The organism is Methanobrevibacter cuticularis (assembly GCF_001639285.1).
Lineage (GTDB): Archaea > Methanobacteriota > Methanobacteria > Methanobacteriales > Methanobacteriaceae > Methanobaculum > Methanobaculum cuticulare.
In genome coordinates, this window is sequence record NZ_LWMW01000064.1 from 1 (window position 1) to 25272 (window position 25272).

Annotated in this window: 18 protein-coding genes; 13 read left to right on the forward strand and 5 right to left on the reverse strand. The window is 26.6% G+C overall.

Translation table 11 applies throughout. The annotated features are described in order from the left end of the window. Nucleotides 1-232 precede the first annotated feature (232 nt). On the forward strand, nt 233-1489 hold the full coding sequence (locus tag MBCUT_RS01775) for a peptidase U32 family protein (protein ID WP_067258076.1): 1257 nt from the start codon (nt 233-235) through the stop codon (nt 1487-1489). Nucleotides 1490-2641: 1152 nt separating this feature from the next. Then, complete coding sequence (locus MBCUT_RS01780) at nt 2642-6004, forward strand: beta strand repeat-containing protein (RefSeq protein WP_067258080.1); 3363 nt, start codon at nt 2642-2644, stop codon at nt 6002-6004. Nucleotides 6005-6510: 506 nt separating this feature from the next. On the opposite strand, the gene MBCUT_RS01785 is transcribed toward MBCUT_RS01780, so the two are convergent. Beyond that, the gene (locus tag MBCUT_RS01785; RefSeq protein WP_067258083.1) at nt 6511-7176 is read right to left on the reverse strand and encodes a histidinol phosphate phosphatase domain-containing protein; all 666 of its coding nucleotides are present in this window, start codon (nt 7174-7176) and stop codon (nt 6511-6513) included. 247 nt (nt 7177-7423) lie between these two features. Here MBCUT_RS01785 and MBCUT_RS01790 point away from each other — a divergent pair, with 247 nt between their 5' ends. Beyond that, nucleotides 7424-8317 carry a pantoate kinase gene (locus MBCUT_RS01790; RefSeq protein WP_245634924.1) on the forward strand — a complete coding sequence of 298 codons (894 nt, stop codon included), beginning with the start codon at nt 7424-7426 and terminating at the stop codon, nt 8315-8317. Between the two features lie 35 nt (nt 8318-8352). On the opposite strand, the gene MBCUT_RS01795 is transcribed toward MBCUT_RS01790, so the two are convergent. After that, the gene (locus tag MBCUT_RS01795; RefSeq protein WP_169805363.1) at nt 8353-8886 is read right to left on the reverse strand and encodes a DUF2115 family protein; all 534 of its coding nucleotides are present in this window, start codon (nt 8884-8886) and stop codon (nt 8353-8355) included. A 702-nt stretch (nt 8887-9588) separates the two neighbouring features. On the opposite strand from MBCUT_RS01795, the gene MBCUT_RS01800 reads away from it, so the two are divergent. Further along, complete coding sequence (locus MBCUT_RS01800; RefSeq protein ID WP_067258095.1) at nt 9589-10392, forward strand: hypothetical protein; 804 nt, start codon at nt 9589-9591, stop codon at nt 10390-10392. A 205-nt stretch (nt 10393-10597) separates the two neighbouring features. Here MBCUT_RS01800 and MBCUT_RS01805 read toward each other — a convergent pair whose 3' ends face one another. Further along, nucleotides 10598-11512, reverse strand: a complete 915-nt coding sequence (locus MBCUT_RS01805; RefSeq protein WP_067258098.1) for an Rpn family recombination-promoting nuclease/putative transposase — start codon at nt 11510-11512, stop codon at nt 10598-10600. 373 nt (nt 11513-11885) lie between these two features. On the opposite strand from MBCUT_RS01805, the gene MBCUT_RS11805 reads away from it, so the two are divergent. The 9 genes from MBCUT_RS11805 to MBCUT_RS11515 all read left to right on the forward strand — a co-directional run bounded on the left by MBCUT_RS11805 (nt 11886) and on the right by MBCUT_RS11515 (nt 22107). Continuing rightward, entirely contained in the window at nt 11886-12944 is a 1059-nt protein-coding gene (locus tag MBCUT_RS11805) for a protein-L-isoaspartate O-methyltransferase (protein ID WP_084270678.1), read from the forward strand. A gap of 500 nt (nt 12945-13444) precedes the next feature. Then, nucleotides 13445-13693: a hypothetical protein gene (locus MBCUT_RS01815; protein WP_067258101.1), complete on the forward strand. Its 249-nt coding sequence runs from the start codon at nt 13445-13447 to the stop codon at nt 13691-13693. Nucleotides 13694-14778: 1085 nt separating this feature from the next. Next, nucleotides 14779-15324: a methyltransferase domain-containing protein gene (locus tag MBCUT_RS01820; RefSeq protein WP_067258104.1), complete on the forward strand. Its 546-nt coding sequence runs from the start codon at nt 14779-14781 to the stop codon at nt 15322-15324. 415 nt (nt 15325-15739) lie between these two features. Continuing rightward, nucleotides 15740-16531, forward strand: coding sequence for a 2-amino-3,7-dideoxy-D-threo-hept-6-ulosonate synthase (locus tag MBCUT_RS01825; RefSeq protein ID WP_067258107.1), 792 nt, complete (start codon nt 15740-15742; stop codon nt 16529-16531). 128 nt (nt 16532-16659) lie between these two features. Further along, complete coding sequence (locus tag MBCUT_RS01830) at nt 16660-17790, forward strand: 3-dehydroquinate synthase II (RefSeq protein WP_084270679.1); 1131 nt, start codon at nt 16660-16662, stop codon at nt 17788-17790. A 430-nt stretch (nt 17791-18220) separates the two neighbouring features. Beyond that, nucleotides 18221-18784 (forward strand): RNA 2',3'-cyclic phosphodiesterase, encoded by a 564-nt coding sequence (gene thpR / locus MBCUT_RS01835; protein WP_211263758.1) that lies wholly within the window; start codon nt 18221-18223, stop codon nt 18782-18784. A gap of 156 nt (nt 18785-18940) precedes the next feature. After that, on the forward strand, nt 18941-20320 hold the full coding sequence (gene cca, locus MBCUT_RS01840) for a CCA tRNA nucleotidyltransferase (protein ID WP_067258114.1): 1380 nt from the start codon (nt 18941-18943) through the stop codon (nt 20318-20320). A 966-nt stretch (nt 20321-21286) separates the two neighbouring features. Continuing rightward, nucleotides 21287-21469 (forward strand): hypothetical protein, encoded by a 183-nt coding sequence (locus tag MBCUT_RS01845; RefSeq protein WP_067258117.1) that lies wholly within the window; start codon nt 21287-21289, stop codon nt 21467-21469. A 35-nt stretch (nt 21470-21504) separates the two neighbouring features. Further along, nucleotides 21505-22107: a hypothetical protein gene (locus tag MBCUT_RS11515; RefSeq protein WP_067258118.1), complete on the forward strand. Its 603-nt coding sequence runs from the start codon at nt 21505-21507 to the stop codon at nt 22105-22107. A 479-nt stretch (nt 22108-22586) separates the two neighbouring features. Here MBCUT_RS11515 and MBCUT_RS01855 read toward each other — a convergent pair whose 3' ends face one another. Further along, complete coding sequence (locus MBCUT_RS01855) at nt 22587-22775, reverse strand: hypothetical protein (protein ID WP_067258122.1); 189 nt, start codon at nt 22773-22775, stop codon at nt 22587-22589. 471 nt (nt 22776-23246) lie between these two features. Continuing rightward, nucleotides 23247-24998 carry a DUF11 domain-containing protein gene (locus MBCUT_RS01860; RefSeq protein ID WP_067258125.1) on the reverse strand — a complete coding sequence of 584 codons (1752 nt, stop codon included), beginning with the start codon at nt 24996-24998 and terminating at the stop codon, nt 23247-23249. Nucleotides 24999-25272 lie beyond the last annotated feature (274 nt).

A 25272-nucleotide genomic window follows, 5' to 3' on the forward strand; every position in this document is an offset into this window, starting at 1 on the left:
TATTGAAATAAACTATCACTACATGATCCTATTATTAAATGAGTCTAATTGTTAATTTAAAATATAAATAAAAACATATTTTACATTAAAAAAATTATAATTATTTTTCCAATAATCTTGTGTTATAATATAGTCATTTCTTCTTGTTAAAACACATAAACTATAATAAATGTTTCTAGTTAGTATCTATATCTATTCAATAAATCGAAAACTATAAAAATAGAGGAATCTTATGGTAGAATTATTATCTCCAGCTGGAAATTTCATATCTTTGAGGGCTGCTTTAGAAAATGGGGCAGATTCAGTCTATATTGGCTTTGAAGATACTAATATGAGATCTAATGTATCTAATTTTTCTATTGATGATATTAAAAAAGCATCTTCAATAGCTAAGGAATATTCTTCCAAAATTTATCTTTGCACAAACACTGTAATGAAAGATGAAGATATTAAATATGTTGAATCTAATTTAGAGCGAATTAAGGAATATGAAGTGGATGCTCTTATTGTTTCTGATATTGGTTTGGTTGATTTGGTGGTTTCTGCTGGTTTAGAACCACATATGAGTGTTCAAGAAAATATATCCAATAGCTATGCCTTAAAAACTTTGAAAAAGCTAGGTGTGACTAGAGCTATTCTATCTAGAGAGTTGAATATTGAAGATATAAATAAAATAGCTTCTAATTCTCCTATTGAAACGGAAATATTTATTCATGGGGCTATGTGTATGGCTATTTCAGGGAGATGTTTCTTAAGTTATGGACTATATGGTAAAAGTGCTAATTGCGGTGAATGTTTACAACCATGCCGCAAACAATGGAAAATAGCTATTTTTCAGGATGAAAATTCTCAGTTTTGTTTTGATGATAATGATTCTACATTTATTCTGGAAAAATCTCTTGATGGTAGTTATAAATCTAATTTTACAAGTCCTAATGATATGTCTATGATAGAACATATTCCAGAACTCATGTCTTCAGGGGTGGATGCCTTTAAGATAGAGGGAAGAGCCAGATCTCCAGATTATGTGGCTACCACTACCAAAGTCTATAGGGAAGCTATTGATTCTTATACTGATTTTAAAAGGTTTGAAGTCTCTAAAACTTATAAATTCAATCCTCAATGGGTAAAAAAGCTAAAAAATGTTTTTAACCGTGGATTTGACACTGGATTCTATTTCAAAGATCCTTATAAAACTAGCAATGACAATCAATCAAATTTCATTAAAAAAGACATTGGTAAAGTGGTTAACTATTACTCGAAAGTTAAAGTAGCTGAACTTCAGCTATGGGACGATTTAAGTTTAGGAGATAAAATCATGATTCAAGGACCAACCACAGGGTCCATTACTCACACTGTTGAATCCATGGAAATTGATAATAAAGCTATTGATTACTGTAAAAAGGGTCATAATGTAGCAATAGCTATTGATACCAAAGTAAGGGAAAATGATTTTATTTATAAACTTATAGAAAGAGAATCATATTAAAACAAGATCAAATAGATTATTGTTGTAAATATATAATTTTGTTTTTATTTAAGAAATTTCTGTATAGGTAGATTATAAACAATCGTAAAGAAAAAATATTTCTGTATAGGTAAATTATAAACAATCGTAAAGAAAAAATATTTCTATATAGGTAGCCTATAAACATTCGTAAAGAAAAAAATTTGAGAGTGTCTCATAATTAAGATTTTTAAAAAATTTAATAAAAGTGTTCCTCATTTAAAATCTTTAAATATTATATAACTACATATATTATTTTATTTATTAAAAATAATATTTAAAAATCTATAATTTAAATTTAAAATAATATAAGTTCTTTAAAAATTGAATTAAATAAAATAATTAATTTATTATAGCTATTAATACATATTTTATCAACTATTTAATATTTAAATGATTTTTATGGAAACTAATTTCATGAAAATTTCTAAAAAAGTGACTTATGAGACACTCCCATAATCTTTTTTTATCATTTTGAAAATCAAATGTCCATTATATTTAATTCAATATTTTCGCAGACATAGTCTATGAAAACAAGGTTCCATGGGGTGTAGAAAACCACTGCTATAAATGTGATGGAAATTCTCTCCCCCACGATGCTTTGAGATTAAAAGGAATTGAATAGCTAACTAATTTTCATAATATCAATTAATCTATCTATCATTTGCATTTTTAAGAATCTCGTATAATTAAAAATGCAATTTTTTATCTTTAAAAATCTTTTTATTTTTTTACTTTTTACTAATTTTCATATAATTTATTTTTTATATAGCTTTATCAATTATAAAACTTTACATGGTTATGTATTTTTAGTTATAGTGTATTATTAAAAGTTTTTAGCAATTTATTTGTATTTTTGCAATTATTTCAAAAATTTATTATTATTATTATTATTATTATTATTTTGATTTTTTTCAGGTTTTACTAATTTTAAGTTCTTTTCATTGTTTTTTATTTATTTGTTTATGATATATATATATATATATATATATATATATCTCTCAATTATTTTTCAGTAAAGTTTATATATTGTATAGGAGATAGTTATCTTTGTTAGATAGTAGTGATTACTTTCTATTTCTAACTTTTGTATTATAGTTTTATTAATAATGGAATGAAAAAGGAGGTAATAAAATGTTAAAATACAAGAAAATAGTTTTGTTCACGATAATCTTTATGTGTTTATTTGTATGTAGTTTATCAACTATTAGTGCAGCAAATAACACTATTAATACTTCATCCACGATAACCGATGGAATAGCTGGTACAGGTGATGGAGACACATTAACCCTACAAGAAGGAATATACAACAAAACAGATGACTACGGGATCACAATCAGCAAAAATATAACGATACAAGGTAATACATCAACAAACCAAGTAATCATCGATGCAACAAAAAGTAACAGAATATTCACAATAGGCAATAATGTGAATGTCACATTCATAAACCTAACATTCACCAATGCCCAAACTAATAATGATGGTGGAGCAATCTACAATAACAATTTAGGAACCACAATAACCATCATAAACTGCACATTCACCAACAACACCTCAAATGGTTCGAGTTTTGGTGGTGGTGCTGTAGCTAATTATGGTGATAATATGGCTATTAGTGGTTCTAACTTCATTAATAACACCGCAAAGAAGGGTGGTGCTGTAATTAATTATGGTGCTAATATGACTATTAGTGGTTCTAATTTCATTAACAGCACCATAAATGGTTCTGGTGATAATGGTGGTGCTGTATATAATACTGGTGATAATATGGCTATTACTGGTTCTAATTTCACTAACAGCACCGCATATCAGGGTGTTGGTGGTGCTGTATATAATGCTGGTGGTGCTAATATGACTATTAGTGGTTCTAATTTCATTAACAGCACCTCACTTACTTCTATGGGTCCTGGTGGTGCTGTATATAATACTGGTGCTAATATGATTATTAGTGGTTCTAATTTCATTAACAGCATCACAGGCTATTATGCTGGTGCTGTAGCTAATATGGGGGTTAATATGATTATTAGTGGTTCTAATTTCATTAACAGCACCTCAGGCCTTCATGGTGGTGCTGTATATAATTTTGCTGCTAATATGACTATTAGTGGTTCTAATTTCACTAACAACACCGCAAGTAATTATGGTGGTGCTGTATATAATAATGGTGGGACTATAAATATTACTGGTTCTAATTTCATTAATAGCACCTCAGAAAGGGGTGGTGCTGTATGTAATAATGCTGGGGCTATAAATATTACTGGTTCTAATTTCACTAACAATTCAGCTCGTACTAATGGTGGTGGAATTTATAACCAAGGGAATATGATTGTTTCTAATAACATTATGAATGGTAATACTGCTGCTAGTGGCGGTGATATGATTTATAATGCTGGTAATATGGGTATTCTTAACTTGACTTATATTAACAACTCTACAAAAGTTGTTAGATGGGGTCAAGCAGTTACTTTGTTTGCTACTTTGACTGATGATATGGGTAATACTGTAACAGGTCAAAATATAAATTTTATTGTTAATGGAACTAATAAGGGTAGTGTTACAGCTATTGAAGGATATGCTAATATAAGTTTAATAATAACTGGTTCAGCAGGCGATCTTCTTCCTGTTTCTGGTAATTATACTGGTCGCAATGGTTATGATATCAATTTATTGAATGGTACATTACTTATTAAGTTAGATACTAATTCTACTATTGTTGTTAGTCCTAATCCTGTGAGTATTGGTGAGAATGTCACTGTTAGTGGTCAGTTAGCTAATTACACTGGAGTGGCTAGTGTTAATGTTACTGTTGATGGTACACTCTCTAATGTGGCTGTTAATAATGGTTATTGGGAGTTAAATTATACTACTAATCGTACTGACACTGATTTAGAGGTTATTGTTAGTTTTGCTGGTGATGGTAATTATTATGCTTTTAGTAATTCTACTATTTTCACAGTGAATAAGAGCAGTACTAATTCTACTGTTGTTGTTAGTCCTAATCCTGTGAGTATTGGTGAGAATGTCACTGTTAGTGGTCAGTTAGCTAATTATACTGGAGTGGCTAGTGTTAATGTTACTGTTGATGGTAATATTCGATTAGTGAATGTTACTCGTACTGGTGGTTGGAGTTTGAATTATGCTACTAATCGTACTGGTTCTATTAATGTTACTGTTAGTCTTTCTGGAAATGGTAATTTCTTTGATTTCAGTAATTCTACAACTTTCAATGTAGCTATGACTAGTACTAATTCTACCATTGTTGTTGGTAATGTTCAGATTGGTGAGAATGCTACTATTAGTGGTGTTTTAGCTAATTTTACTGGTGTTACTCAGGTTAATGTTACTGTTGATGGTAATATTCAATTGGTTAATGTTGATGGTACTGGTGGTTGGAGTTTGAATTATGCTACTAATCGTACTGGTTCTATTAATGTTACTGTTAGTCTTTCTGGAAATGGTAATTTCTTTGATTTCAGTAATTCTACTACTTTCACAGTGAATAAGAATAGTACTAACTCAACTATTGTTGTTAACCCTAATCCTGCCCAAATTAGTGAAAATATCACTATTAGTGGTCAATTAGCTAATTTTACTGGAGTAACTAGTGTTAATGTTACTGTTGATGGCACAATATTTACTAATGTAACTGTTGATGTTTCTGGTTATTGGGAGTTAAATTATACTACTAATCGTACTGGTACTTTCGATATTGTTGTTAGTTTTGCGGGTAATGAAAATTACACAAGTTTTACTAATACTATCAGTTTTAATGTTACTAAGATAGCTGCTAATTCAACTATAAATATTCCTAAAACTGTTAAAGTGGGTAAAACCATAACAATCGAGGGAATACTTGTTGATGAGAATGGCAATCCAGTAGCTAATGCCCCAATTAATGTTACTGTTGGTGGTAAAGTTTATTCTTTGGCTACTGATTTTAATGGTCGATGGATTCTTACTTATAAACCAACTCATACAGGAATTGTTGATGCTGTTTTGGATTATGCTGGAAACGATAAATACTTTAGCTATACTAATACTACAACTTTTAATGTGGTAAAAGGTCAAGTTATTGTTGATATTGATGTAGTTAAAAATTCTGATGGATCTGTAGATGTAATTGTCACAGTAACAGACGAATACGGCGATCCAATACCAGACTACAAAGTTAATATTGTTTTGGATGGTAAAAACATCGGAAATATCGTTACTAATGTTCTTGGTATTGGAAGAATCCATATACCAAATAATAAACTCAGTGTCGGTCGTCATGTGATTACAGTCTCATCTGATAATGCAAACTACAATGTTAATCCAGTTTCAGCTGAATTTGAAACCCAAAACAACAACAAAAATGATACTAATAATACTAATAAAACAAGTGATAATCCAGTAGCTACAGCTACTATGAAAAATACAGGAATACCGATAATAGCTATCATATTAGTATTGATAACCATATTTGGAATAAGCATTAGAAGAAAACAAAATTAAACATTTTTTAGGAGAACTTATTTATTTTCTCCCCTATTTATTTATTTTTTTTATTCATATCTGTAATTTATTAACTAATTAAAGTTTTTTTTATTGTTTATCGATTAATTATAATATTATAATAGTTATGAGAGTGTCTCATAATTACTTTTTCACTAAACAAATCTACAAGCTTTGAATAAATTATTCAGATAAATTAAACAAAAAAAAGAAAATCTCGCTGATTTTTACAAATTTGTTCATACAAAACTTAATTATGAGACACTCCCAAAAAGAGAAAATAGCAACAAATACAAATCAAGTTAATAAAATTAAAAAAAAAGAAACTGTGTTTATAAAAAATAACTAACATTTTTAAGAACAAAATAAAAGTAGTTCTATTTTTAAGAAAGATCTCTAAGTTTATTATATATAATTTAGAAAGATCTCTAAGTTTATTATATATAATTTAGAAAGGTTTCTAAGTTTATTATATATAATTTTCTTCTAAATAAATATATTTTAAATTATAATAAACCTATATTTTTAAGGAGTTTTCTAGGATTATCAATTAAAGCTTTATTAACTTGTTTTTCATTTAATCCTGCACCTAAGCCTACTTTTTTAGCATTCTCAAAAGTAAGTAAATTATCTGGAGAATGAGTATCAGTATTTATTAAAAGATTTGCTCCTACTTCACTTGCTATTTTAGCAACATGGCCATTTGCTAAGTTGTGACCACATCTTGAACTAATTTCTAAAAATATGTCATTTTCTTTAGCTATTTCTGCTTCTTCAACTGTTATTAGCCCAGGATGGGCTAATATATTTACTTCAGATGAATTAACAGCTACGAAATTTGTCCCTTCAACAACAGGCTCATCTAATGTTTCACCATGAACAACTATTATTTTCGCCCCAAGTTCCCTTGACTTCTTAGCTATTTTATCAATTACTTCTGTAGGAGCATGGGTTATTTCTACTCCAGGAACTACATTTATATCCCAATTTTCATTAATATCTTCAATTGCATCAACAATTTTAGGTACTACTCCAAGATTAGAAGCATCAACATGGTCAGTAATAGCTATTATTTCATGTTCTAAGACATAAGCTCTTCTAGCTAATTCAGAAGGAAGTAATTCTCCATCACTAAATAAACTATGCATATGTAAATCTATTCTTTTGTTCAAATTCTGGCTCCTTTGATATTAAAATATATGATGATAACTATATAATTAATTAAATAAAGATTATAATATGATTAAAGATATAATTATAATCATATGTAATTGAAATCATAATTATAAAATAAATTATAATCATATGTAATTGAAATCATAATTATAAAATAAATAATAATTCTATTACATAATTAAAATTTCTATCATTTTATGTTAAATATATATTATTTTTATAAATATTTATACTTTTTAATTAATGAAACATCACAGAAATGATACTATGACTGTTGCCGTGTTTTTACCTTCACATCTCACTTGTTTTTTTAGTATATTCAATAATGAAAACCCTCTAAAAAAAGGATCTTGTGGAGCTGGAATTTTAATAGACAAAGGAGTAATTACTAAAGCTAAATCATCTAAAAAGGATAAAATAGCTATAAAGTCTCTTCAGAATATATATTCTCCAATTGGCTCTAATGACATTATATCCAAAAAAACAATTGAATATATGAAAAATCATTTTAAAATAGAAGAAGGAATATCTATAACTCATGAAATAGAAGTTCCACTTGGGAGTGGTTTTGGTACATCTGCATCTTCATCTTTAGGAATAGCTATAGCTATTAATAAGCTATTTGACTTAAAAATTGAAAATACAAAACTATATCAAATTGCACATAGAATCGAAATTGAGTTAGGTAGTGGATTAGGGGATGTAATAGCTGAAACATCTCATGGAATAGTTATTAGAACAAAACCAGGAGCTCCAGGAATTGGTGAAGTTAAAAATATTCTTTCATCTGATGCATATGTAATTACAAAGACTCTAGGAGAAATTGATACTTCTTCAATAATCCAAAATCCAATAATAGCTAAAAAAATTAATGAAATAGGGATACTCACACAAAATAAATTTTTAAAGTATCCTTCTATTGAAAACTTAATTAAGTGCTCCTATAATTTCTCAAAGAAAACAGGCCTCATGAATAATGAATTGTTAGAAATAATAAAACAATTTAAAAACAATAATTTAGATGCATCAATGGTGATGTTAGGAAATACTATTTTTGCATTATCAAAAGATCCTTATTGTGATATGGAAGATGTATTAATTTCTAAAATTGATAATGAAGGTATGAAATTCCTTTAATTAAATTGTTTAATGGGTATTTAGGTTCATAATAACTATCCTTGGACTGCTATACAATATCTACAAACAGCTTTCGGATTATTACTATTATTTGATTTAACTGGACAATAATAAACTCCATTATCATATCTAACTTTTGTATGTCCTGGAAAGACACTTCCTTCATGGTGAATAGGTTCATTTAATACATAAGTAGTGTAAATACATATTAAATAATAAATCAATCGCTGATTATTATATTTTTCTTCTATATCTTCACCAGTTCTTTCTTTATTTTGGTCTTGAAAAAAATCAATTGATTTTAAGAATTTTTTTTTATTAACAAAACCATCATAGCCATTATTATCATTTATAATGTCTTTCACACGCATATAAAAATTTTTAACATAGATATCATCAAAATGTCCTTTATATTCATCCCTTACATATTTACAGGCTTCTCTAAATCTATATGTGGATTCCATTATATCAAAAATAGAAATTTTCTTTGCCCATTTCTTTAATATTTTTAAAATATCATTTCTATATATTTTTTCATTATTCTCTAATGACTTCAATTCTTCAAACACAAAGAAACCTCCTATGATCTTTCATAATACATATAAGATAATTATAATTATTTATTATACAAATATACCATCTATATTACTTTTTAATCATTATATATTATTTACATTTTTTTAAGTATTGTTATATTAAATTCCTATTTTTTAAGTTTATTATTATATTGAATTCTTTATTAATATTAAATTCCTATTTTTTAAGTTTATTATTATATTGAATTCTTTATTAATATTAAATTCCTATTTTTTAAGTTTATTATTATATTATTATATTTTAATCATTATATTATTTTTTAATAATTATTTCTATTATTTTTAATTACCAATATCTTAATTAATGATATCACAACCAAGATTGTATGAAACAGTGAGTCATGGCCAAAATTCAGATTTTTGAAAATTTCAATAGAATAACTGTATATTGATTATGAAAAACTCCTCATTTTTGATTACCTATTCTTTTATAAAGTTATATCTTCTTTTTTATTCCTATTTTAGAAAATTATATATATGAATAAAATGTGATAGTTATGCATATACATACAGTTCTACTATGAGCATGAAAATAATATTATTAAAGATATAATTATTTATTATTTCATGCCTTTTAGCTTATTAATATTTAATAAGAGATTTTGTGTCTTAAAAATGCTTAAGATATCTTACAAGCAATTTTAATACATATTAAATTATTATGAGTGATTACGAATGAAAAGAAATAATAAAACGTTAAAAGCATTTTTAATAATAGTTAGTATTGTTATGATAATAGCTTCTGTTTCAGCTATAAGTGCTACAAAAACCTATATTAAAGTGGATCCTATAGAAAATACTTCTTTAGGAGGCGGAGTAAACATCAAAGCTACAATATATGATGAAGATGGTAATGTACTCTCTGGTAAAATGATTGATTTTTCAATCAATGGCGAACACTGCAATGGCCATGAATTTTCCAACCAATTTGGATCAAGCTACTTATTTCAAGTTGCAAATAAGGTAGGGTTGAATACAGTTCTAGTTAGTTATAATAGCACTGATGAATATGAAAGTAGTTCTACAACTGCAACATTTTATGTTTCAGATCCAAAAGCTAACAATGAAGCTAAAGACTCACCCAAAGAGGTTGAAACTGCAACTCCAAAAACTGGCACTGAAAAAATTGCAGTTTTAAATGTTAAAAATAGCTATTCCACAAAAAAAGGTAAAATAATCTTGAAATCTATTTTATCTAATGTTGGACAAAAGGAAGGCAAATTTAAGATAAGTTATAAACTTCCAAAAGGTTTAACTTACAAGAAACCAGTAGTTAGTAAAGGAATACTAATAAAATATGATAAGAAGAAGAGAATAGTTACATTGATAGTAAATAAATTAAAAGTTAAAAGTCCATTGAGTATTAAATTTACATTAAATGCTAAAAAAGGTAAATATTCTATAAATCCAACTATTATTAAATCAACAGGATTAAAAATTAAGTCTAATAACAAATTACCTAAGATTAAAGTAAAATAATTGGACTTTTTTCATATTGGGATAAATAGTTTAATATATAGCTATTATCCACCTTTCTATTTTTATTTCATTTATTAAATAAATATATTTCATTTATTAAATAAATATTAATGGTTTTTTCATTAACTGGCTAGGAAATAATTTTTTGAAAGTTTGTGATTTTTTATATTTTAATGGAAAAATTTTTTATATTTTAATGGAAAAGTTATAGTTTTTCAATTTTTTCAATTGGTAGGTCTATTATTTTACTTATCTGCTCTGTTGACATGCCTGTTTCTTTTAATTTTTTAGCATATTCAATACTTGCCTTTTCTTTTCCTTCTTTTATTCCTTCTGTTTTTCCTATTTCTATTCCTTTTTGTGTTGCTGTGTATTTGAGGGTTATTTCGTCGTACTGTGCCATTTCTCGCATTTCATACATTCTGTAGTCTTCATCACTCATGGATATGAGGTCTAGTTTTTTTTGTGCTTTTTCTATGGGTTTGTTCATTTTTATCACCTTGTTTAATAATTTGGGGTTTGTGTTTTTATCAAAGTATATTAACCATTGGTGTAGAGAGTTGTTAATATCTTTGTTCTTTAACTTTTTAAAGTTTTGCATGTTTATGAAGTGTATTTCTATGCCTTCTAAAAACTTAGGAGTACAGGTTTTTATTGATGGTATGTCTATTAATCGATAGAATGTGTGTATGTTGTCATTATTTTTCATTTTGTAGTCTATTAGGTTGATAGCTATTACTTCTGGTAGTTTTTGGTAGTTCTGCCCTTCTTTTATAAGGCGTCTGTAGATATTACATGCATAGAAAAGTGATCTTTTTATCATCTCACCAGTGTTCTGTCTTTGTGCTTCTATAATTATCTCTTTATTATATGTTTTGGATCTTATATCAAGTATACAATACTTATCTTTCAGTTTTTCTGCAGATAACTTGGTATTCTCATCAATTTCTATATTATCTAATGATTCTGCTATAGAAATGTTTTTTATTCCATTCTTTATTATTATTTTATTTCTACTTTTAAATATTGCGTTTATAAATGATAACAACTGCTCCTCATCACCGTTTTCACCCATACACTTTAAAAATCCAAAATCGTTTAAAGGATCCAATTCTCTCATAAAAATAGCTATTAGCACCTATAATATATAAATACAACAGTAATTCTCAGAGCAATAGTGGTTTTAAAACATTAAATTGAAGTAACTAAAAAATTAACAATCAAGATTAGAAATTTAGCATGAAACTAGAAATATTCATCATAATTGAGTCGTGGTTAAAAATCAAATTTTAAAATTTTTAATGGAATTTAATGGAATTATTCTTATATTTATTATCCAAATTCCATATAATTAATAAATTTACATTAATTGTTATAATTATAAAATTACTTTATAGAATAAAAATCATGGAATTTCTATATATAAAGAATATAGAATCTATTGATTAAAAAAATAAATACTAGAAAAGACATATATTATAATAGTGATTTCAATGCCCCCAAAAAATACAATAAAGCTATTTGAAAATAATAAAATTAATGTAGTGTGGGATGAATATAATAATGATTATTATTTTCCAGTTGTAGATGTTATAAGAGTTCTTACTAACACTAAAGACCCTGATGACTACTGGAGGAATCTAAAACAAAGACTTAAAAAAGAAGAAAGCCAAACTGTGAAAAACATTCACAAATTGAAAATGATTGACTCAGATGGTACAATGAAAATCACAGATGTAGGAAATACTGAAGAAATTTTAAGACTAATTCCCTCAATACATTCACCTAATATAGAATCATTCAAAAAATGGATCTCTAAACTAGGCAAAGAAAAGTTTGATGAATCATTAGACCCACAGCCATCTTTTGATAAAACAGAAGGAATTTATAAAGATTTTGACAATAAAAGGAAAGATTTAGTTAAAAAACTTTCAGAACATGGTTATATAAAAACAGAAAAAGTTAGAAGAGCTATGAGTTTAGTTCCAAGGGAAAAATTCATTCCAGAGGAGAATAGATTTTATTCTTATGTTGATAGACCTATACATTTAATTGAAGGACAGACCATTTCAGCACCTCATATGGTGGCAACAATTTGTGAAAAACTTGAACTTAAAGAAGGTATGAAAGTTTTAGAAATTGGAACTGGTTTTGGATACAATGCAGCTGTTATTTCAGAAGTTATGAACAAAAAGGGGCATGTTTATACTATAGAACGTTTAGAATCACTTGCTAAAATTGCAAATGAAAATCTTAAAAGAACTGACTATTATGGAAATGTAGATATGATAGTTGGTGATGGGACTTTAGGATATGAGAAAGAAGCACCTTATGATAGGATTTATGGGACAGCAAGTGCCCCATATGTACCTGAACCTCTTAAAAAACAACTTAAAATTGGGGGCAGACTTTTAATTCCAGTCGGCGAGCAATCAACTTTTCAAAATCTCATTTGTATTGTTAAAGAATCAGAAAACGAATTTAAGCAAAAATCTTTAGGTGAGGTTGGATTTGTTCCAATGATTGGAAAATATGGATGGCCTAAAAAATAGCTGTTTTTTTGATTATAAAATAAGTAAATAGGTGTTTTCTTGATTATGAATAAGTAAATAGCTGTTTTTTTGATTATAAGATAAGTAAATAAGTGTTTTTTTGTTTATAAAATTAAATTTTTGACTTTATTAAGAATATTTGTAGTTAATTAGCACAATTAATATAGCTATTATCATGTACTGATTATTTATTTCCTCTGTTTTTATATGATACTCTTCCTTTATCTATATTATCTAAAGATTATTTTATATTTTAAATTTAATGTTGAATATTCTTCTAAGATACCATAGTCATTTAATTCTCCATATTCTACCCTTTTGCACTTTTTCGTTTTTTAAAATAAAGAATATCATAGATTTTCTAAGTTGAAAAGCTATACTTTTTAAATTGTTAAAAATCATTAAGTTACTTTAAGAAATAAGGTAAAGAAATAATACTAATGAAAAACAAATACTAATATATGAAATAAAAACAAATACTATTATAGGAAGTGATAATTATGACTCGTAATTTAGGTCATGGTAAAGTTATTATTGGTTTATATGCATACCATTTAAAAAATATTATTTTGGATAATGAAAATTTTTTTAGTGCAAGGATCAATAAAAGTGATTATGAGATTATAACATCACAGGATGATTTTAATATAAACATAAAAGATAATAAAACTTTATATAATTGTGTGATCAATGAGATTATATCTCATAGACCTATTAGATTTAAAGGATCTTTCTCAAAAATAGAATAGATCTTGCATGTTTTTTCTCATCCTTTTTCATCATCATCCATACCATTACTAGTTCTTCAAAAATATATAATGAAAAATAACATATTATAACATATTGGATTAATATATTATGAAAAATAAGAATATTGTTAGATAATAGCTGATCTTAGTATTAAGAGGTATATTCGAATCAGTTTAAGAAAAAATGCGATAGAATGCTTGAAATTTTATTTTTAGAAGACATGATTATTTTTTTCTTTAATTATTTTATTTTTGAGATTTATATGGCGTTTTATTAGTATTTAATATTACTATGCTTTTGTTATCCAATTTTTTAACAATACCTATTAATTAAGGGTTATGTATTTAGTTTTGAATATTTTTTTCTCTTATTTTTTCTTTTATTTTTTTATCATGTTAAGTATAAAAGTTTAGGCATGCCTAAACATTTATATACTATGAAATTCAATTACTATTTGTGGTGTCTAAAAAACTATTTCCTCCAAAAAATAGAAAATAGATCCACTTTACTTCCTTGTTAAAAATAGTTTTTTATTTTTAATAGGGGCCATATAAAATCCTCAATTGACGAAAAAAACTGTTCTTTCGCAAAAAATGTCATCTCAGCCTTTTCATTTTTACAAATTTCTAGTCAATTGAGGACTTTTCTTCTGTATTTAATTTTTTTTATTTTCTATTTCTATCTGTTATTATGTTTTTAAGATTGTTTTTAGTTGTTTTTTGCTCGTTTTTTAGTTGTTTTTAAGATTGTTTTAGTCAAGAAAATAGCTATAATAATTTCTATTTTTTTAGTTATATCTCGTTACTAACAAATAGGACGATTTTTCTATTTTTTCAGTATAGTATTCTTAAAAATTAAGATTTTGAAATTTACCTTAAAATTATCATGATCATGCTATTTTTACCATAATAATGCTCTTTTCATATCTTAATAATATTATTTAAGTTAGTAATAATGAATAACAATAAGATTAATTATCAACTAGCAACATATTATTTTAAAATATATAAAAATTAGCAATAAATTTAAATTGATTAGAGAGTAGCAGTGAATATAACAAATCACTTTATAAGGAATTAAGCAAATGATAAAAATTAGCTATGATATTGAACTATACAGAAAACAACTCAATGAAATACTAAGGGAAGATGATGTAGTAGTTGAGTTGGGATGTCATGTTGGGAATACTACTGAAATAATAGCTAAAACTGTCACTAAAGGAAAAATAATCGCATTAGACAATAGCCCAGAAGCTATTTCTCAAATGGTTAAATTGACTAAGAAATACTCCCATCTTGAATTTATTAGTGGAGATGTTCGTCTTCATGATATCTTAGCAAAAGTAAGTAAAAAAATTAACAAATGTGATGTTTTATCTGTAGATTTGGGTGGAGGTTATCACCCTGACACTACATTCAAAGTTTATTTCATTTGGGCTTCGGTCCTAAAACCAAAACATACTTTGATTAGAAATAGGGGACTTATTGACTTTGTAAGAACTTCACAAACTGAAGAAATCATTGAATCTAAAGAAGGTTGGCTTGAATCCTGTGGAAATGAAGGAATTCCTCCTCAAATTAAAGAATTTGAATTATGGAGTTCGTCTTTAAAGAAAATAACGAAAAAATAAATCTAAAAATTTAAAACTATTAATATAGTATTAATGAATATTTAAAATTAAACTAAATCAAATATAAATCCAATAAAATTATAAATGCTACTTATTTAATGATATTTTATAATAATATTCTAATGTAATAATATTTTTTACTATTGAATCATATTTTAAATAATATTCTACTTTTTGATCAATTTATTTGTTAAAATATTATGATATTAAATTATATTAAAAAATATTTTATACTTAAAGAAATAGAAATATTCTATAATAATGAAAGTTTATATAAAATTGATAATAGATTAATTTAAATTGAGATATTCAAAACTACATTAGAAATCTAATAAAGTGATTTTTAAAAATTAATAGTTAAAGATTATTTTAAGAATCAATGATTAAAAAATTAATATTAAGGAGATCATCAGATATGATCGGAAAAAGAATTCGACTAGAAAGAATTATAGATAGAAAAACTAATAGAACTGTTATTGCTCCTATGGATCATGGAGTTTCAATTGGGCCTGTAAGAGGTATAGTCAATATGAGTGAAACCATTGATAACATTAGAAATGGGGGGGCAAATGCTGTTTTAATGCATAAAGGAATTGTTGAACAAGGTCATAGGGGATATGGTAGCGATATCGGTCTTATCGTGCATCTCTCAGCTAGTACTTCTTTAAGTCCAGATCCTAACAATAAAGTTTTAGTTACATCTGTTGAAAAAGCTATACAACTCGGTGCAGATGCAGTATCAGTCCATGTTAATATTGGTTCAGAAACAGAAGCTGAAATGTTGATGGAATTAGGTGAAATAGCTGAAACCTGTAGTCAATGGGGTGTTCCGCTTTTAGCTATGATGTATCCTCGTGGACAAAAGATCAAAAACGAACATGATGTGGATTTAGTCAAACATGCTGCAAGAGTTGGTTCAGAATTAGGTGTTGACATTGTTAAAACTAATTATACTGGAAGTCCGGAAACATTTAAAGAAGTGGTAGATGGAGCTATTGTTCCGGTAGTTATAGCTGGAGGTCCAAAAATAGAAACTGATAAAGAACTTCTTGAAATGGTTAGAGATTCTTTAGAAGTGGGTGGAGCAGGTGTTGCCTTTGGAAGAAATCTTTTCCAAGCTAAAGCCCCTGGAAAAATCACAAGAGCTATTTCTGAAGTAGTTCATAATGATATGTCTGTTGAAGATGCTTTAAAAATTTTAGATTGAATAATTGTTAAAGAATACTGTGAAAGCTACTGATGTGTTTAGATTGAATAATTGTTAAAGAATACTGTGAAAGCTACTGTTATATTGATTATATTAATGTTATATTATATTAAAAAGGAGATTGGCCATTGACAAATAAATTCGCATGGATAATGTCCCCTAATATTGAATGGGAAGACAAAAAGGATTTAATCACAACTTCACTTGAATCAGGAATTGACCATGTTTTAGATTTGAAAGACTTGAAAAACATCCAGAAATTAGGAAATATTAGTGTTATAAATCCTGATGATGATTCAGATATCATCTTAGTTGGTATTGGTGGAGAGGGTGATGGAACACTGTCTCTTGATAAAGATTTAAATAATTCTCAAGACTTAGCTACTGCTAAATCCTTAAAAAACAATGGAAAAAAAATAGCTGCATATATAGAAATAGCTAGTAAATCTCATGAACAGCTAGCTGTAGCTATTGGAAAAATTGCAGATTACATAATTCTAGTTGGTAAAGACTGGACAGTCATTCCTCTTGAAAATATAATAGCAGATCTTCAAAAAAGAGATGTGAAGATAATAGCTGCAGTGAGTGATGCTGAAGAAGCTAGATTAGCTCTTGAAACATTGGAAATAGGGGCAGATGGGATATTATTTGAACCAAAAGATTTCACACAAATTAAAGAAATAGCTAAAATTGTTGAAGATACAAGTTCAAATAGCTATGATTTAAAAGAAGCTACAATAACAGGAATTCGAGGACTTACCTCTGGAGACAGAGTTTGTATAGATACTGCCAGCATGATGAATATTGGAGAAGGAATGTTAATTGGTTCATATTCAAAAGCCATGTTTTTAGTACATAGTGAATCTTTGGAAAGTGAATATGTTGCTTCAAGGCCATTTAGAGTAAATGCTGGTCCAGTTCAAGCTTATGTTATGACTCCAGGGAATAAAACTAAATACCTCTCTGAACTTGAAACTGGGGATGAGGTATTGGTTGTAAATAAAGATGGAAAGACTCGACCTGTTGTAGTGGGAAGGGTAAAAATCGAAAAACGACCATTAATATTAATTGAAGCAGAATATGAAGGTTTGAAAATTAAAACATTACTACAAAATGCTGAAACCATCCGATTAGTTGATTCTAAAGGAGAAGCTGTTTCTGTATCTGAACTTAAAGTTGGAGATAAAATAAAAGTCTTCATTGATGATTCTGCTCGTCATTTTGGAATGGCAATTGAAGAAACAATAATTGAAAAATAGGAATAATATTAGTAAATTTCAACAAAATTTACTCTTTAACACATTCATTCATTATTCCTGAAAAAAGAGATGAAAAAATAGGTACTCAAGCAATTAAATATTTTATAGGTAGATATACTATTTCAGATTCAATAATTACATGTTTTAATGAGCTTAGCCCTCAAATAATGAATATTTTATCAGGAAAAATAATTATGATAATATAATATTGTGTGAAGTTAGTAAACGGTTAATGAAGTTCAAGCTTCATAAGATATAAATGACTATCTACATTTAGGCAATGTCTAAAACTTTGTGATTTTTCAAATGAAAAACTAGCTAATTTTTGTATTACATAAATATTACATAAAAATTTAAAAGTATGTTAAAAACAAAGGATAACCAAGCAGTTTCAAAAGTGATTGTAAGAATATCTTAATGATGTGAGTAAATGGGTTCTTCAAAGATAAGATCTTTTTTAGCTATTGAAATCGATATTGATTTAATAGCTAAAATACAAAAAATTCAAAATGAACTAAAAAATATAAATGCAAATATAAAATACATTGAAGAAGAGAATATGCACTTTACATTGAAGTTTTTTGGAGAGATTACTGAAGATATGATTGAGGAAATATCAATAGCTATTAAAGAAACTATAGCTAATCATCAGCCTATTAATTTATCTATTAAAGGTACAGGCACATTTCCAAATGAAAACAATATAAAGGTTCTTTGGGTCGGAATAACTAATAATCAAGACCTAATAAATCTACAAAAAGATTTAGATGAAAAATTTAATGAATTAGGGTTTAAAAAAGAAAAAAGTTATATTCCTCATTTAACCATAGGCAGAATGAAAAATCCTAAGAATAAATCTCAAGTAAAGAAGATATTGGATTCTTTTAAAGATATTGGTATAGGAAACATGAAGATAGCTAAATTATACCTGAAAAAGAGTGAATTAACTCCAAATGGGCCAATATATTCTGATATAGCTGTTTTTAACTTATAATAATAATTTTATTTAATGTGATTTGTGATGTTAATGGTTTTATTTAATGTGATTTGTGATGTTAATGGTTTTATTTAATATTAATTCTTAGATTTATTATCAATTATATTGAAATTATTGTTATAATAATTAATTAAAGATAAAAGGGGTGTTTATATGAACTATGATAATATACTAAAAGATATAGAACCAAATAAAGAAGAAATAGCTAAAGTTCATGGAATCGCCTATGATGTTATTGAATACATAAACAATAAAGCTAAGGAAGAAAATATTGATGCTATAGCTAAGTTGGTTGGTTCTGTAGCTAAGGGAACATGGCTTTCAGGAAACGCAGACATTGATATTTTTATTAATTTTCCTCTTGAAACAAAAGAAGAAGAATTAAAAGAAAAAGGATTATATTTAGCTTATGAGTGTAATAATGCTCTAAATGGAATAGCTGAAGAACACTATGCATCCCACCCTTATATTACAAGCCATATAAATGGATGCAAAGTAGATATAGTTCCTTGTTATAATATAAAAGATGCTGAAGAATTAAAATCTGCAGTTGACAGGACTTTGCTTCATACTAACTATATCTTAGCTAATCTTAAAGAAGAACAAAAAAAAGAAGTTCTTCTACTTAAAAAATTCATGAAAGAAGTAGGAGTATATGGATCGGAGTTTAAAGTTGGAGGTTTTGCAGGATATCTCTGTGAAATATTGATATTACAATATGAAACATTTGAAAACACTTTAAAAAAAACATCTCATTGGAAAAAAAATACTATCATTGATTTAGAGAATTATGGAACTTCAAAAAAGTTTAAAGAACCACTGATAGCTATTGATCCTACAGATAAAAATAGAAATGTAGGAGCTGCTCTTACAACTCAAAAAATGGGTGAATTTATAGCAAGCAGTCGAAACTTCATAAAAGACCCAAAAATTGATTATTTTTATCCTAAAAAAACTACTACTCCTAATAAAGAAGAATTAAAAAATTTATTTCAAGATAGAGAAAGTAAAACTCTCAGTTTAACTTTTAATATTCCAGATATTCCGATTGATAATTTATATCCTCAAATTAAAAAAACTTCTGTTTCTCTAAAAGAAAAGTTGGAATTTGAAGGATTTAATGTTATAAACAGTAGCTATTGGACTGATGAAAAAAAAATAGCTATTATAATCATAGAATTAGACACTTGGACTCAAAGTAAATATAAAATCCATGAAGGCCCAAAAATATGGAATAAAGAGGCCAGTACAGAATTTTTAGCTATTCATGGTAACGACTGTTATCTTAAAGGAGAACAATGGGTATTAAAAAAACCTAGAACAATAAGAACTCCTGAAGAATATATAAACTTTGTATTGAAGAAAGATAATATTCATATTCTTAAATTAGGTAAGAATTTGAAAGATTTAATCGCTGATACTTATAATTTAGCTATTATTGAAGAGTTACTATTAATTAATAACTATTGTAATAATGATTTTTTAGACTTTTTAAATGATTATTTAAATCCTGGAAAGCTATTAAAAAGATAACATCATAAATTAAATATTGATTATATAATTACAGCCAAACAATGATTTTTTACCTTGTTTTTGTATTTTTCATATTTTAAGGTTTTTTATCTTTTTCTATCTCCTTTTTTATCTTTTTTCATCTCCTTTTTTATCTTTTTCTATCTCTTTTTTTTATCTTTTTTCATCTTCTTTTTTTATCTTTTTCTATCTCCTTTTTTTATCTTTTTTCATCTTCTGCTTTATCTTTTTCTATCTTTTAATGTTTTTTTTATAGAAATAATCAACAATATTTAATTTTATTATTATTGTTTTAATATTTTTAATAATTTCATATCATTAGAGGAGGATTACAAAAACTTTAAGCAAATAATTAAGCATATTGATAATAAAAATTCGATGATTATACATATCTTAATTATCTCTGAACTTGGATACTTATGATTATATGTGCATTATATTGCCTTCACAGGATACAACAAATCAGCACAAACTGTTAAAATAGCTGACCCTAGTAGAACTATAAAATGAGATCCATTAGGTGTTCTTAAGAAAGCTATAAATGCAAGATTAGCATTAGGAAAAATAAAACCAGTTAAGGTTTTAAAAAAGAAATAGATAAATTATTTCTTTTTGGAAATAACTTACTTTTTGAGGTATGTTTATATTTTTAGCCCCATTTATATTTTTTTTATCAAAACAAAGCAATATAAAACAATTATTTAAGCTTAATCATTCTCTAATAACATTATATTCTACTTTTGCCATTATTGGCTGAATCAGGATTTTATTTTTTTTAAATTTTTTTTTGTATTAGATTTGTATTTAATTTGTAAGATTTTTTTGCATAATTTGCGTTTAATTTTGAAATACGGTTATATATGTTCTTTTTATATATATGTTGTTGTTAATAGTAAGTGGAATTTGGTTAAATCCTATTTTTTTGCTTGCTGTTAAACATTATAAAAAATTTAGGTGGATGATTTTGTGAATAAAAAATTAGTTGCCAGTTTTTTGTCGGTCTTGTTGATAGGAAGTATAACTACTGTCATGGCTGACCCTGGCGTATATAAAAATGGAAAAGTTACTGTAAATGAAAATGGTATAAATGAAACATATGATGCTATTTGTGTTGATGAAAATAGAGTTATCTATGATAATACTAAGTAAATACAACAAATAATATTACAATACGAGATGGAGCATTGGATTATTTTGTTGATAATTATCATAATACTTCAAGTGATGAATTGCAAAATGGTATGTGGAATATTACTCAAAATACTAGTTTGCCTTTTGTGACATATGAAGATTATTATAAAGCACAAAAAGTATTGAATAGTAGTAAAATAGTTACTGTTGAAGAGATTAATGGTTCTAATTACACTGTTACCAGATGGGCAAGTGAAACATATGATTTCTTATTCCGTATGGTAGGAGATGGGTGGAATTCTGGATATCAAGATCTACTAATATATAAAGTAGATTATATTAAAAATTTCATTGAAGAATTTGAATTAATTCCTCCAGAAACCCCTGATGATCCCATAGAACCTGTAGATCCAGTTGACCCTGTTGACCCTGTAGATCCTGTAGATCCAGTTGACCCTGTTGACCCTGTAGATCCAGTTGCTCCTGTAAACCCAATTGCTCCGGAGGATAATATTGATGAACCAATAAACAACAGCTCAAGTAGTCCTAATAATAATCCAATAGCTAATACTACTATGAAAGCTACAGGTATGCCAATAATAGCAGTAATATTAGTCTTACTCGCAAGTCTTGGTTTATTAGTTCGTAAACAATAATCTTTTTTTGGTAGATGTTTTATTTTTATTCTACCATATTATATTTTTTTTTAAAATTTTTACTATCATTTTTTATAAAATTATTTATAATTAAATTTAAAAAAATTATATTTTTGAGGTAAATCTATCCAAGGGCTATCTCTATTTTTTTTAAATTTTTTATTAATTATAATTAAATATATTATTATTTATTAATAATATTAATTTTTAATTTGTTTTAGTTATAGTGTTAGTTTTATATTCTTGTTTTATTTATATAATATTGTAGTGTAAGGTAAGTCATTTTCTAACTTTTTATTTGGGACTCACCTCTTTTTTAATTAGTTTGAACCTGTCTTTGGAGGACTTACACTATATTTCTTATTTAAAGTTGAATTGTTCTAGAAAACTTGGTTCTTCTTTTAATTTCCTTTTTAAATTAATTAAAAAACAAATCGACTACCATGACTGCCCATTACTATATTATCGTGTATGTCACGTTATAGTTTCCTGATTCTTTCATAACTCATTAGATTAGAGTTGAAATAATCGAAACCTAAATATTTTTTATTCTCATTAATAATGTTGAATATTTCTTGTTTTTCTTTTTCAGTTGTAATTTCTAGTTTGAAATCTCTAATAGCTTTTATGGTTTCACCGTATATTTCTGAAACTTTCTTATCAGTCATGCTTAATAGTTTTATTTTTTAATATTAATAAATTTTAGAAAGAGATCATGAAAAATAATAAAAATTGTATAAATGAAAAAACAGTTTTATTTTTTAATATTATAGTCATTATTGAAAAATTTATCATTTTATAAAATTATAATATTCAATTTTTTATCTTTAAATTCAATTTAAACAATTTTTAAAAGAAATAAAAAGATTAATAATTTACAAACATTACCATCATTACTATAATAAATTTTAGAAAGAGATCATGAAAAATAATAAAAATAGTATAAATGAAAAAAACAGTTTTATTTTTTAATATTAATAAATTTTAGAAAGAGATCATGAAAAATAATAAAAATAGTATAAATGAAAAAAACAGTTTTATTTTTTAATATTAATAAATTTTAGAAAGAAATCATGAAAAATAATAAAAATAGTATAAATAAAAAAGAAAAAAAAGAAAAAAAAAGAATTTTAAAATATTTATTCTTTCCTATGAGTTATTAAACCTAAAGTGGATAATAATACTAAGATTATTGCTATTATTGGTATGCCTGTATTTTTCATACTAGCATGAGCCACTGGATTGTTATTAGTTTCATCGTTTTCTTCATGATTTATAGGGTTTATTGGAGTTGATGGAACTGGTGTTTGTGGCACTGGTGTTGGTTCTGGTGGAAGCGGTGGGACTGGTGTTGGATCTTCTTCAATTAATACTGTATCTGAATCTGTTGTATCATTGAAATTTAAGCCACTTGTTAGTATGTCTATTGTGTAATTTCCTGTTTTCGTGAAAGTTCCTGCAAAATTCATTGCTACTTCTTCACCTATATCTAAATCACCAATATACCATATATTAGCTATTAAATCATAATATCCATGTGATACAACAACACTACCTCCATTTAAAATAAATTCTTGAGGTAAATTAACCTTAACCATTACATTATATGCAATATCTGAACCTTTATTAGTAATATTGATATTTCCTTTTGCTGTTTCATTTATTTCATATTTGTCTTTATTGAACTTTATTGTTCCATTTACATTAGTTTCATCTGTTATTAAGATTTGAGCATTTTTAATAGTGATTCCTCTATTATCATGTCCAGCATAATCTCCAGTAACAGTAGTTGTTCCAATGCCATGATTTACTAGATAATTTATAGAAACAAGTCCTTCAATGGAAGTTTGATTTCCTATGAGTGTTCCATTAACATAAAAAGATATGTTTTGGCCAGTGACAGTGTTTCCCATATCATCAGTTAAAGTAGCATTTAATAAAATGTAAGTGTTATTATCTACAATAATTGTGCTATTGTTAAGATAGGTTAGGTTAAGAACACTCATATTACCAGTATTATATATCATGTTACCTAATAATGCAGTGTTTCCAGTCATTGTGTTTAGAGAAACTAACATGAGTCCGGTATTAAAAATTCCTCCACCATTAGTGTTTGCTGTATTGTTGATAAACTGGGAATTGTTTATACTCATAGCATATCTGCTGTAAATAGCTCCACCATTGTTTGCTTTGTTATTAGTAAAAGTAGAGTTTTCAATATATGTTATACCATATGAATTTATGGTTCCTCCATTTAGATTTGCTTGATTATTTCTAAATGTTGAGTTAATTATTATAAGATCAATATTATAATAGTCTTCTATGGCTCCACCATTATTATTTATTGCTGTGTTATTAATGAAAGTTGAGTTAATAATTGTGAAGTTGTTTTTTCCATTAATAGAACACGCTCCTCCGTTTTTAGTTGCATTATTATTTATAAAATTGGAGTTGGTGATGTTGGATCCAATAAAACTACCATATCTGTCTTGGGTATATATTGCTCCTCCTTCGCTACCTGCTGTATTATTTATAAAATTAGAATTACTAATATTAAATAATGTACCTGTTTCAGAGTCTATAGCTCCACCCATATAGGTTACTTTATTATTTGTGAAATTAGAATTAGTTATATTCATAGTAGTATTTTCATAACAGTAGATTGCACCACCAGAGTAAGCTGTATTCTTATCAAACTTAGAATTAAAAACATTAAGTGTTCCATTGCTATATACGGCTCCACCATAATCGATCACATTATTATTAGTAAAAACACAATTATTCAATGTCAATGACCCATTATTATATATTGATCCTCCACTAGAACTTGTTCCATTCATTAATGTAATATTTATCAGTGTTAATGAATTTCCAAAAGTTATATTAAACATTCTTCCTAATTTTTGTGCATCTATTATTGTAGTTTTAGGATTTTTTCCAATTATTGTTAGATTTTTATTTATTGTTATGTTTGTAACATTGTTAGTGTATATTCCTTCTTCAAGATTTATAATGTCTCCGTTTTCTGCATCTGTTATAGTTTTGTTTAGTCCACCAGTGGTGGTGTTTGTTATATTAGTTTCTGCTGCGTTTACTGATGTTAAAGCAATAAAAATTGATAGTAATATTATAGTAGGAACTAAAACTTTTTTGAGTAAATTATTT